Origin of the sequence: Acidiphilium sp. (genome assembly GCF_049977125.1) — a bacterium.
In the GTDB taxonomy this organism is placed as follows: Bacteria; Pseudomonadota; Alphaproteobacteria; order Acetobacterales; family Acetobacteraceae; genus Acidiphilium.
On the sequence record NZ_JBMFGY010000091.1, the window covers coordinates 1 to 12402 of the forward strand.

Genomic DNA, 12402 nt, shown 5'->3' on the forward strand with positions numbered 1-12402 from the left:
CGTCTGGTGTTCACTGCAATGCTCGAGGGCCCGCTGTATGGCCTGCGCCGCTCTACGCGGGTGGCGGCGGCGGCGGCGCGGCCGGCGATGATGCCGGCGCGGGGCATCGCGGTGATGGTTTCGAAGGCGGCGATGGCGACGAAAGCGGCGACGACGATGGCGATTTTATCGGGGCCGTGGATCAGCAGGATGGTGAGAAGGGCGGCCTGAGCGGCGAGAAAGGCGAGGGCCTGCATGGTGGCGGTGTGGCGGGCGAGGGTGCGCTCGGCGGCGAAAAGGCGGGATTCCTGAGACTGGACATGGGCGAGCATGCGGCCTTCGGCGCCGAACACCTTGATTTCGCGAAGACCGGCGAGGGCATCGAGCGTGGCGGTGCGCAGGGCGCCGCCGGCTTCGGCTTCGGTGGTGGCGGAGGCGTGGGCGTTGGCCATGGCGCGGATGGGCAGGGCGAAGGCGACGATGAGGAACAGGGCCACGACGAGCAGGGCGGCGAGCAGGGATGAGCGGGCGAGGATGACCAGGAGGACCGGGATGAGGATGATGGCGCTGAGGGCGGGGATGAGGATGCGGAGAAAAATACCGTCGAGGGCTTCGACGTCGTTGACGAGTCGGGCGAGGATGTCGCCGGCGCTGCGGTAGCCGAGGCCGCCGCCGGCGCCATGGGCGAGGCTGCGGAAGAACCAGACGCGCAGGGCGGCGAGGGCGCGGAAGGTGCCATCGTGCGTGATCAGGCGTTCGAGGTAGCGCAGGATGACGCGGGCGACGCCGATGATGGCGAGGGTGGTGGGGATAGTGACGGCGATGCCCAGCGCGTCCGACCCGATCAGGGCGCCGGTGCTGGCCATCAGGGCGATGCCGGCGGCGAGGGTGGCGAGGGAGATCAGGATGCCGGCGATCAGGGTGGGGCGTTGGCGGCGCCAGAGGGCGACGATGCGGATGAGAGGGGCGAGGGCCTCGCGCAGCCGGAACGCGCGGGCTTGCATCAGGCGACGCCTTCGAGGCTGGTGGCGCGGATGGCGCCGAGGTCGAGCTTGCGGCCGGTGAATTCATGGGCGAAGGCGGCGTGGCTGGCGAGGATGACGGTGCGGCCGATGGCGAGGCGTTTGAGACTGTCGAGCACGTCGCGTTCGGTGGCGGGGTCGAGCTGGGCGGTTGGTTCGTCGAGCAGGAGGAGTTTGGCGTCCTTGAGGAAAGCGCGGGCGATGGCGATGCGCTGGGCCTGACCGCCGGAGAGTCCGTAGCCGCCATCGCCGATGCGGGTGGCGAGGCCGAGGGGCAAAGTGTCGGTGAAATCGGCGACATGGGCGAGGCGGATGGCGTCGCGCAGTTCGGCGTCGCTGGCTTCGGGGCGGCCGAGGCGGATGTTGTCCTCGATGGTGCCGGCAAAGAGGAAGGGTTTCTGCCCGATGATCGCGGTGAGGCGCGCGAGGGCGGCGGGGACCAGGCTGTCGAGCGGCGCGCCGTTGACGGTGATGCGGCCGGATTGCGGTTGGACGAAGCCGAGGAGCAGCTCGATGATGGTGGATTTGCCGGCGCCGGACGGGCCGACCAGCATCATGGTTTCATTGGCGGGCAGGCGGAAGCTGAGGTTGTGCAACACCGGGCCGCGCGCGGCATCCCAGGTGAAGGAGACGTTTTCGAAAGCGATGGCGACACCCTGCGCGGGCACGGTGCGGATGACCGGCGGTGGCGGCGCCGTGGGCGCGGGCTGGGGCAGGGCGACAAGGTCTTCGGCGGCGGTCTGCGCGGTCATGCGGTCCTGATAGACGGCGGAGAAGGCGCGGATCGGGGCGAAGAATTCCGCCACCAGAAGGAGACAGAACAGGGCGGTGGGGGCGAGAGCGACATCGCCGGCGAGCAGGGGGGCGGCGAAGCGGATCGCGATGCCGATCAGGGCGGCGGCGGCGAGCAGGTCGAGGGCGGTGGCGTTGAGGAACGCGACGCGCAGGATGCGCATGGTGCGGTGACGCAGATCGTCGGCGGCGCGGCCGAGGGCTTCGGCTTCGTCATCGGCGCGGCCGGCGAGGACGATGGTGGCAATGCCGCGGATGCGATCGAGAAAGCGGGTTTGCAGGCGGGTCATGGCGGTGAACTGGTCGCGCGCGGCCAGGCCGGTGCCGGCACCGGTGATCGCCATGGCAACCGGCACCAGAAGGGCGGTGAACAGCAGGATCAGGCCGCTGCGCCAGTCGGCGAGGGATGCGGCGGCGACGATCAGGACGGGGCCGAACAGGGCGACGCTGGCGGCGGGAATCCAGCGGCCGTGCAGACCGTCGAGCGCTTCGATGCGGTCGATGATGATCGAGGCGATGTCGCCGGAGTGGCGGCCACGCAGACCGCCGGGGCCGAGCGCCATCAACGCGCCGAGGGTGGTGCTGCGCAGGCGGCGGCGTGCGGCGATGCCGAGGCGGCTGGCTTCGCGCTCCTGCGCCACGATCAGCCCGGCGCGCGCGAGGGCGGCGAGGGCGAAACCGAGGGAGGGCAGCACGATCGGGGCGGCTGTGGGGTGGAGGGCGGCGGCGAGCAGCCGGGCGGCGCAAAAGATTTGCAGGATGGCGAGCAGGACGCTGAGCACGCCGAGGGCGATCAGCGGGGTCGCTCGTCGTCGGCCGGCCTTGATTTCGTGTTTCATCCAGAGTCTTGCCGGGGAAGCGCTGCGTGCCATGAAAAAAACTATATAAGGGTTTGTGGGGAAACCCAATATCCGCCCCCGGCGGATGCGGCGCGGGACGGCGGATTCGTCTCGGTTATTCAATCATTCGTGATCAAGTCGTGACTCTAACGGGAACATGACGAGACTATTATCGGACCAGACATGTTTGGGGAGAACAAAGCAAAAAAATCGTGATGGCGCTGGCGGGCGCTGGCGGGCGCTGGATGGACGGCACCGGCGGATTCCGCCACAAGGCGCGACGAGCGCTGCCCCGCCACGCCTTGCCACGCCACGCCTTGCCACGGAGGACCCATGCAGATTGTCCGCACCCTTGCCGCGTTGCGCGCGGCGCGCGAGGCCATGGCCGGTGGCGCGACGGGTGATATGGCCCGGGGGCTGGCGTTGGTGCCGACCATGGGGGCGCTGCATGACGGGCATTTGTCGTTGCTGACGGCGGCGCGTGCGGCGGGGTATGCGGTTGCGGCGTCGATTTTCGTCAACCCGACGCAGTTTGGGCCGCAGGAGGATTTCGAGCGCTATCCGCGCGATGAAGCGGCCGATTGCGCCATGCTCGAACGGGCGGGCTGCGACCTGGTCTGGCTGCCGGACACGGGGATCATGTATCCGCCCGATGGGGCGACGGTAATCGAGGTCGGCGGTCCGGCGTTGCTGTGGGAAGGGGCGGCGCGGCCGGGTCATTTTCGCGGCGTCGCGACGGTTGTGGCGAAATTGTTCGGCCAGGTGCGTCCGGATGCCGCGTGGTTCGGTGAAAAGGACTGGCAGCAGGTCCAGGTGATCCGGCGGATGACTGCGGATCTGCTGCTGCCGGTGCGTGTGATGGCGGCGCCAACCTGGCGCGAGGGCGACGGGCTCGCGATGTCATCGCGCAACCGATACCTCGATGAGCGCCAACGCGCGGTGGCGCCGCTGCTGTTCGCCGTGCTGGGCCGGATCAGGGACGCGATCGCCGCCGGCGACGCGGTGGGCGCGGCACTCGCCGCCGGGCAGGAGGCCCTGCGCGCGGCGGGATTTGCGGTGGATTATATCGCGCTGGTCGATGCGGTCACTCTGCAGCCGCGGGAGGCATGGCAAGCGCCGTCCCGCTTGATCGCCGCGGCGCGGCTCGGCGGGACGCGATTGCTCGACAATATCGCGGTCTGATCGCGGACCGGATCGGATGATCCGCCAGATGGGCCAGACCGGAGGATCGGATCGGGTGGGCAGGGTGGCCCGACCTGACGATCATTCAGGCCGGATTACGCGTCAGACGCCCGCCGCGGCGGCGACCTCGGCGGCGAAATCGGTGGTTTCCTTCTCGATGCCCTCGCCGAGCGTGAAGCGGGCGAAGCGTGTCACCTCGGCGCCGGCGCTATGCACGATTTTCTGGACCTTGCTCTCGCCGTCATGCACCCAGATTTGTTCGAGCAATACGACGTCGGCGAAATATTTCCGCACCCGCCCCTCGACCATCTTTTCAATGATCGCATCCGGCTTGCCTTCGGCCCGCGCCTGATCGGTGAAAATGGCCCGCTCGCGGGCGACCGCCGCCGGGTCGACATCGGCGGCGCTGATCGCGTCCGGCCTTGTCGCTGCGATATGCATGCCGAGTTGCCGTCCCAGCGCGAGGAGCGCGTCTTCGGCGTTGCCCTCGAGCGCCACCAGAACGCCGATCTTGCCGAGGCCCGGCTTCAGGGCGCCGTGGACATAGGACGCCGCCGCGCCGTGCTTCACCTCGATCACGGCAACCCGCCGGATCGACATGTTTTCACCCACGGTCGCGATCAGGTGGGTCAGCTCCTCGGCGACGGTATGATCGGTGCCGGGATAGACCGCCGATTTCAACGCCTCGACATCCTCGCCGACACTCAGCGCGAGTTTCGACACCGTCTCGACAAAGCCCTGGAACGCATCGTTGCGGGCGACGAAATCGGTCTCGGCATTCACCTCGACCATGGCGGCCTTGTTGCCGGCATGCGCGACGCCGACCAGCCCCTCAGCCGCGACGCGGCCGGATTTTTTGGCGGCGGCGGCGAGGCCCTTTTTGCGCAGCCAATCGACCGCGCCTTCCATGTCCCCGCCCGCCTCGACCAGCGCCTTCTTGCAGTCCATCATGCCCGCGCCGGTCTTTTCGCGCAGATCCTTCACCATTGCACCGGTAATTTCGGTCATGGTCATCCTCCTCAAATGGTCAAAAAACTCAGGCGTGCAGTTCGGCGTCCTCGTCATGCACCGCATCCGGCGGCAGCTCCTCGAGCGCGCCGAGATCGACGCCCGATCCGGCCATTTCCGCGCTGATGCCATCGAGCACCGCGCCGGCGATCAGGTCGCAATACATGGTGATCGCGCGGATCGCATCATCGTTGCCGGGGATCGGATAGGTGACGCCTTCGGGGTCGGAATTGGAATCGAGCACCGCGATGACCGGAATCCCGAGTTTGTTCGCTTCCTCGACCGCCAGCTTTTCCTTGTTGGTGTCGATGATGAACAGAATGTCCGGCAGGCCGCCCATTTCCTTGATGCCGCCCAGCGCGCGCTCAAGCTTTTCCTTCTCGCGCGAGAGGTTCAGGATTTCCTTCTTGGTCAGGCCCTGCGCCTCGCCGCTGACGGTGTCTTCCATCTGGCGCAGCTTGCGGATTGAATTGGTGATGGTTTTCCAGTTCGTCAGCATCCCGCCCAACCAGCGATGATTGACGTAATACTGCCCGCAGCGCGTTGCCGCCTCGGCGACATGGTCCGCCGCCGCGCGCTTGGTGCCGACGAACAACACACGCCCGCCGCCGGCCGCGACATTGCGCACTTCGCGCAGCGCGCGTTCCAGCATCGGCACCGTTTGCTGCAGGTCGATGATATGAACCTGATTGCGCACGCCGAACAGATACGGCGCCATCCGCGGATTCCACCGGCGGGTGTTGTGGCCGAAATGCACGCCTGATTCGAGCAGTTGACGCAGTGAAACCTCTGGCATCGCCATGAGTGACATCCTTTCCAAGACCGTGAGATCACGGTCGTCCGGTTAAAACCTCCACGGAGCCATGCCTCGCGGCACCGGACCCATTTTCATGGGAAGGCGCTCCATGTGCGAATTATCGCCCGAAGTTTCGGGACGGGCGACGCGCGCGGTATGAAGCAGAAGGGCGGGGAAGGCAAGACGCGGCCGCGGCGCGCGGGGCGACGGGCCGGCTCAATGGTCGGGTTTTGCCACCGCGAAGGCGGCCTGCTGGGCGGCGGAGGCGGGTTTCTGATGCTGCGCCTGCCATTCCGGATAGGGCATGCCGTAAATGATTTCGCGGGCCTGCGGATCGCTCAGGGTAAGGCCCTGCGCCGCCGCCGCCTCGCGATACCAGCGCGACAGGCAGTTCCGGCAGAATCCGGTGAGGTTCATCATGTCGATGTTTTGCACGTCGGTCCGCTCGCGCAGATGCGCGACGAGGCGGCGGAACGCGGCCGCTTCGAGTTCGGTGCGGGTGGACTCGGTGATCGCGGCGATCTCGGTCATGTCGTTTACGTCCATTTTCTGTCCGGCGCGGCGTGTGGTCAGCGGCGCACTTGTTTGCCATACGCTGCTGTAGCAGAAACCACACGGCGGCGCGACAAAGGGGTTAAAAAATGACGTCTCGGCTCAGGCGACACCGGCGCACCAAAATCATCGCGACTCTCGGCCCGGCGAGTGCCACGCCCGAAATGCTGGCGCAGCTGTTCGAGGCGGGTGCCGATGTCTTTCGGCTCAATTTCAGCCATGGCAGTCATGAGGATCACCTCGGGCGCATCGAGATGATCCGCGCGCTTGAACATAAATTCGCCCGCCCGATCGGTATTCTGGCCGATATTCAGGGGCCGAAGCTGCGGGTCGGCCAGTTTCGCGGCGGGCGCATTCAACTCCAGACCGGTGCTGAGTTCCAGCTCGATCTCAACCCCGCGCCGGGCGATACCCGCCGGGTCAATCTGCCGCATCCGGAAATCATCGCCGCCGCGCGGATCGGCGCGACCTTGCTGCTCGATGACGGCAAGCTCCGCCTGCGGGTGGTGCGCAAGCGTGATGATCATCTGCTGACCGAGGTGGTCAACGGCGGTTCGTTGTCGGACCGCAAGGGCGTGAACGTGCCCGATGTTGTGCTGCCGATTCCGGCCCTGACCAAGAAGGACCGTATCGACCTCGCATTCGCGCTCGAACACGGGGTCGATTACATCGGCCTGTCCTTCGTGCAGCGCGCGGCGGATGTTCTGGAAGCCCGAAGCATCGCCGCCGGACGCGCCCTGATCATGACCAAGATGGAAAAGCCCCAGGCGCTCGATAATCTCGATGCGATCATGGACGCCTCGGATGCGGTGATGGTCGCGCGTGGCGATCTCGGCGTGGAATTGCCGCCCGAGGAGGTGCCGATCGCGCAGAAACGCATCATCCGCGCCGCCCAGGCGCGCGGCCTTCCCGTGGTGGTGGCGACTCAGATGCTGGAGAGCATGATCTCGGCACCGGCGCCCACCCGTGCCGAAGCCTCCGACGTTGCGACCGCGGTGTTCGACGGGGCGGATGCCGTGATGCTCTCGGCCGAAAGCGCTGCCGGCCAGTATCCGCGCGAGGCGGTGAACATGATGGACCGCATCATCGCCCGGGTCGAACGCGATGAGGATTGGCGGCGCGGCATCGATGCCAAGCGTCCTGACCCTGAACATTCATCGGCCGATGCGATCGCCCGGGCGGCCGATCAGGTGGCGCGCACCATCGCGGCCCGCGCGATCGTTGCGTTCACCAACTCGGGTGCCAGCGCGTTGCGCGTTGCGCGCGAGCGGCCGGATTGCCCGGTGATCGGGCTGACCCCCTCGATCGACACCGCCCGCCGCCTCGCTTTGGTCTGGGGCGTTCACGCGCTGGTGACCGAGCAGGTCTTTTCGATGACCGATGCCGTTACCCTGTCGGCGAAACTGGCGCGTCAGGAAGGCTTCGTGCAGCACGGTGAGGAAATCGTTGTGGTCGCGGGCGTGCCGTTCGGCCAGAGCGGCACCACCAACGCCCTGCGGGTGGCGAAAATATAAGGGCGGCGTGCGCTGTCGCGCTATGTTTTTTCGAGCGATTTCAGGCGATGATGCTGCCGCTGCCGCGTCAACTTAATCGCCTATCACTCTAGACCCGCATGGCCTCTTGCGGGGTGGCGTAGCGGGCGACGGTCTGGTTGGAGGTGGTCAGGATGACGTAGGCGACGCCGGCGACCACGGCGGAGACGAGGAAGGAGATGTCGCCGTAGGCCGGGTGGGTCGCGGCGAAGGCGCCGACGAACAGCGGATACTGGTTAAAGAAGGGAACGCTGACGGCGATGCCCAGAAGCCACGCGACAAAGCCGGCGCTGACGGCGCCGAGGCGGGAGTGGCGGCGGCTGAAATGGCCGATCAGCGTGACCGATACCCAGGGCGCGGTCCAGTAGCCGAGGAAGAACAGGAAATCCTCGTAGTTCTTGATGAAATTCTCGGCCGCCAGCACCGATATGGTCGTGCCGATGACGCCGCAGACCAGAGCGGCCTGCCATTGGCGCAGCCTTACGCCGAGCGCCAGGGACGACAGGGTTGCGGAATAGATATTGAGAATATTGGCGCTGATCGTGCCGATCACGATGGCGATGATCAATGGCGCGTGGAACCAGCCGGGCATCCAGGCGGTGAACAGGTCGGATGGTTTGTTGAGAGCGACGGTGGCGCCGATGATGGCGCCGAGCCCCTCCATCCAGATGCAGGAAATCAGGGTGCCGGCGAAGGCGTTGACGAACACGGCGCGCCTGGTTGCGTCCTTGTCGGCGGCGTGGCTGAGGTAGCGGGTATAATCGGATGAATAGGGAATCCAGCCGAGTACGTAGGCGACCACGACCGACAGGGTCAGGATGAAGGCGCCCGACGTGCCGCCGACGTTTTTGAGAAGCTTCGGCTGGGCGGCGGGCAGATGGCCGATATGGGAAGCCGCGATCATGGTGAGGAGCGCAAAGATCACGACCAGGAGGTAGAAGAAATATTTCTCGGCCGCGTGGATCAGATCGTGTCCGACCGCGGCGATGGCGACCTGGATGGCGCAGAGGACGAGAATATCCGGGATCAGCGGCGTGTGGAGCATGTATTGCAGGGCATAGCCGCCGATGATGGTGTTGACGCCGAACCAGGAGAACCCACCGAAGAAATTCAGGAACGAGGGCAGTTTATTCCCGCGCCGCCCGAACCAGGCCGCACCCTGGATCATCTGCGGCAGGCCGTATTCGACGCCAAGGGTCGAGAACAGGCCGAGGAGGACAGCGCCGATGACATTGCCGAGCACGATCGCGATGATCGCGTCAGTGGCGGATAATCCGAACACGCCGGTGGCGAGGGCGCCGGTGGTGATGGTGGCGAATTCAACGTTTGCGGCCATCCAGAGTCCAAAGAGCGCGCGGGGCTTGCCGTGGGACTCATCGGCGGTCACCGGCTTGATCCCCTTGGATTCCAGTTTCAGCGGTTTGGCTTCGGCCATGATCGATCCTTGTTGAATGTCGTCGTGACGGACTCAATCGATTTTTTGTACCACAACCCTCAGAGCAAAAATCATGCCCGGAGGGGTCCCCTGAATTTAGTCGCTGCTTAACCGCATCATGGCGCTTTTGAAAGCAAATATTGCTGAAAAATTAATCTTGACGCCTGGCTATCGCCAGACTGTCGCGGGCGGACCCAAGGTGATCATGACGACCAACCTTGGGGCCGTATTTATCAATAGCGTTTGTAGGGCAGGAACTTGCCGCTCATGGTGATTTTGACCCGGTCGCCTTTCTGGTCGGGCTGGCGCTCCAGCGTCATGTCGAAATCGATCGCGCTCATGATGCCGTCACCGAACTCCTCGTGGATCATTTCCTTCCACGTCGTGCCATAGACCGAGACAAGCTCGTAGAACCGATAGATCAGCGGGTCGGTCGGCACCGCGGTCGGCAGTGAACCGCGATACGGCGCTTCGACGAGCAGTGCGGCTTCTTCATCATCGAGGCCGAACAAACCAGCGGCTTTTTCGGCGGTCTCCGGCGTCATCGACATCTGGCCCATGCAGGCGGCGCAGACCCAGACCGGGGCGTGGCCGAGTTTGGCGGCAATTTCGGTCCAGGTCAGGCCCCTGGCTTTTTTGATCTTGAGGATTTTCTGGCCGAGGGCGGTTTTGTCTTCGTTCATTCTGGCTCCTGTGCGTGAAGCACGCGCTTGATTTGGAATCAGCGTTTTTGGTCGATGGGGACGGCTGCCGGCATCGCATGCGCCATGCCGGCGGCGGCGGAAGGGTTATAATAGGCGTTCCCTATCACGATGATGATTTATATCGACTTAACTCGATCATCGCGCGCTGGTATGGTGCTTTGACACAAGGATTGTGCTGGCCGCAAGCCAGACAATCGCGCGGCGTGTGCGAACAACCCAGAAGGGAGATGATGATGGACGGCGACAGGATGATGACATCGGGCACATGCCCGGTCCTGCATGGGGGCAACACCTCGACCGGCATGGCCGAGATGGAGTGGTGGCCAAAGGCGCTCAATCTCGACATTCTGCACCAGCACGACACCAAGACCGATCCGTTGGGTAAGGATTTCGATTATCGCAAGGCGCTGGAAACGCTCGATGTCGCGGCGCTGAAGCGTGACCTTCACGCCTTCATGACGGAGAGCCAGTCGTGGTGGCCGGCGGATTGGGGGCATTATGGCGGGTTGATGATCCGCATGGCGTGGCACGCGGCGGGGTCGTATCGCATCGGCGATGGTCGGGGCGGGGCGGGCACCGGCAACCAGCGGTTCGCGCCGCTGAACTCCTGGCCGGACAACGCCAATCTCGACAAGGCGCGCCGCCTGCTGTGGCCGATCAAGAAGAAATACGGCAACAGCGTGAGCTGGGCCGATCTGATCATTCTGGCCGGGACCATCGCCTATGAATCGATGGGGCTGAAAACCTTCGGCTTCGCGTTCGGGCGCGAGGATATCTGGCATCCTGAAAAGGACATCTATTGGGGGGCCGAGAAGAAATGGCTGGCCAGCAGCCAGGAGCGCTATGCGAGCCACGACCGGACCACGCTGGAAAACCCGCTCGCGGCGGTGCAGATGGGGCTGATCTATGTCAACCCGGAAGGGGTGGACAGCCAGCCCGACCCGCTGCGCACCGCGCATGACGTGCGCGAGACCTTCGCGCGGATGGCGATGAACGACGAGGAGACCGTGGCGCTGACCGCGGGGGGCCATACCGTCGGTAAATGTCATGGCAACGGCAATGCCGCCGATCTCGGCCCGGCACCGGAAGGGGCTCCGCCTGAGGATCAGGGACTGGGCTGGATGATGCACGGCCACCGGGGGATCGGGCGCGATGCGGTCACCAGCGGGCTGGAAGGTGCGTGGACCACACATCCGACGCGCTGGGATAACGGGTATTTCGACATGCTGCTCGGGCATGAGTGGGAGTCGCACAAGAGCCCGGCCGGCGCCTGGCAGTGGGAGCCGGTGACGATTGCGGAAGCCGATATGCCGGTGGATGTCGAGGACCCGTCGATCCGGCATAAACCGATCATGACCGACGCCGACATGGCGATGAAGATGGACCCGGTCTATCGCGGGATTTCGGAGCGGTTCCATAAGAACCCGGATCAGCTCTCCGAGGCGTTCGCGCGGGCCTGGTTCAAGCTGACCCATCGCGACATGGGGCCGAAAGCGCGGTATTTCGGGCCGGATGTGCCGGCGGAGGAGCTGATCTGGCAGGACCCGGTGCCGCAAGGTCCGACCGGTTACGATGTGGCCGCGGTCAAGGCGAAGATCGCGGCGAGTGGCCTGTCGGTCAGTGACATGGTCACCACGGCGTGGGACAGCGCGCGGACCTTCCGGGGTTCGGACATGCGGGGTGGGGCCAATGGCGCGCGCATTCGCCTGGCGCCGCAGAAGGATTGGGCGGGGAACGAGCCGGCGCGGCTGGCGCGGGTTCTCGCCGTGCTCGAGCCGATCGCGGCGGCGTCGGGGGCGAGTATTGCCGATGTCATCGTGCTGGCCGGTAACGTGGGGATCGAGCAGGCGGCACGCGCCGCGGGGTTCGATGTCAGCGTACCGTTCACGCCGGGACGGGGCGATGCGACGCCGGAGATGACCGATGTCGCCTCGTTCGCGGTGCTCGAGCCGATCCATGACGGCTACCGCAACTGGCTGAAGGCGGATTATACCGTCAGCAGCGAGGAGTTGATGCTGGAGCGGACGCAACTGCTCGGGCTGACCGCGCCGGAAATGACGGTGCTGCTGGGCGGGATGCGGGTGATCGGCACCAATCACGGCGGCAGCGCACATGGCGTGTTCACCGATCGCATCGGGGCGTTGACGAATGATTTTTTTGTCAATCTGACCGACATGGCGAACCGCTGGGTGCCGAGCGGGAAGAATGTCTATGAGATCCGCGACCGGGCGAGCGGCGCGGTGAAATGGACGGCGAGCCGGGTCGATCTCGTGTTCGGGTCGAATTCGGTGCTGCGGGCCTATGCCGAGGTCTATGCGCAGGACGATAATGCCGGGAAATTCGTGAAGGATTTCGTGGCGGCCTGGACCAAGGTGATGAACGCGGACCGGTTCGACATCGCCTGATCGTGCCTTTCGATCCGGCCGGACGCTTGCAACGGCGTCCGGCCGGTTGATTTTGACGTTAATCATTGCGGTAACGTAACGATTTGGGCGTGCGAAAGCCTGTGCCGCACCTCAGCGATTTTTGAAGCTCTTGGGGTTGGGGATGAAATAATGATT

Annotated in this window: 10 protein-coding genes; 3 read left to right on the forward strand and 7 right to left on the reverse strand. The window is 65.2% G+C overall.

The annotated features are described in order from the left end of the window. Together ACP5E6_RS12800 and cydD are read right to left on the reverse strand one after the other, a co-directional pair. On the reverse strand, positions 1-983 hold a 983-nt coding region (locus ACP5E6_RS12800; RefSeq protein WP_427954629.1), incomplete at its 3' end, for an ABC transporter transmembrane domain-containing protein. Beyond that, positions 983-2665 carry a thiol reductant ABC exporter subunit CydD gene (gene cydD, locus ACP5E6_RS12805; protein WP_427954630.1) on the reverse strand — a complete coding sequence of 561 codons (1683 nt, stop codon included), beginning with the start codon at positions 2663-2665 and terminating at the stop codon, positions 983-985. The genes cydD and ACP5E6_RS12800, both read right to left, overlap by 1 nt. Positions 2666-2965: 300 nt before the next feature. On the opposite strand from cydD, the gene panC reads away from it, so the two are divergent. Then, positions 2966-3814 carry a pantoate--beta-alanine ligase gene (gene panC / locus ACP5E6_RS12810; protein WP_427954631.1) on the forward strand — a complete coding sequence of 283 codons (849 nt, stop codon included), beginning with the start codon at positions 2966-2968 and terminating at the stop codon, positions 3812-3814. 102 nt (positions 3815-3916) lie between these two features. Here panC and tsf read toward each other — a convergent pair whose 3' ends face one another. From tsf to ACP5E6_RS12825, 3 genes are all read right to left on the reverse strand, one after another. Then, the gene (gene tsf, locus ACP5E6_RS12815; protein ID WP_427954632.1) at positions 3917-4822 is read right to left on the reverse strand and encodes a translation elongation factor Ts; all 906 of its coding nucleotides are present in this window, start codon (positions 4820-4822) and stop codon (positions 3917-3919) included. A 28-nt stretch (positions 4823-4850) separates the two neighbouring features. Then, the gene (gene rpsB, locus ACP5E6_RS12820) at positions 4851-5624 is read right to left on the reverse strand and encodes a 30S ribosomal protein S2 (RefSeq protein ID WP_427954633.1); all 774 of its coding nucleotides are present in this window, start codon (positions 5622-5624) and stop codon (positions 4851-4853) included. A 210-nt stretch (positions 5625-5834) separates the two neighbouring features. Then, positions 5835-6164: a DUF1244 domain-containing protein gene (locus ACP5E6_RS12825; RefSeq protein ID WP_427954635.1), complete on the reverse strand. Its 330-nt coding sequence runs from the start codon at positions 6162-6164 to the stop codon at positions 5835-5837. Positions 6165-6259: 95 nt separating this feature from the next. Between ACP5E6_RS12825 and pyk the strand changes: the two genes are divergently transcribed. Beyond that, positions 6260-7684: a pyruvate kinase gene (gene pyk, locus ACP5E6_RS12830; RefSeq protein WP_427954636.1), complete on the forward strand. Its 1425-nt coding sequence runs from the start codon at positions 6260-6262 to the stop codon at positions 7682-7684. Between the two features lie 88 nt (positions 7685-7772). Here pyk and ACP5E6_RS12835 read toward each other — a convergent pair whose 3' ends face one another. Both ACP5E6_RS12835 and cynS read right to left on the reverse strand, forming a co-directional pair. Further along, positions 7773-9137 (reverse strand): purine-cytosine permease family protein, encoded by a 1365-nt coding sequence (locus ACP5E6_RS12835; protein ID WP_427954637.1) that lies wholly within the window; start codon positions 9135-9137, stop codon positions 7773-7775. Between the two features lie 233 nt (positions 9138-9370). After that, positions 9371-9820 carry a cyanase gene (cynS, locus tag ACP5E6_RS12840; RefSeq protein ID WP_427954639.1) on the reverse strand — a complete coding sequence of 150 codons (450 nt, stop codon included), beginning with the start codon at positions 9818-9820 and terminating at the stop codon, positions 9371-9373. Between the two features lie 269 nt (positions 9821-10089). Between cynS and katG the strand changes: the two genes are divergently transcribed. Next, complete coding sequence (gene katG, locus ACP5E6_RS12845; protein ID WP_427954640.1) at positions 10090-12246, forward strand: catalase/peroxidase HPI; 2157 nt, start codon at positions 10090-10092, stop codon at positions 12244-12246. Positions 12247-12402 lie beyond the last annotated feature (156 nt).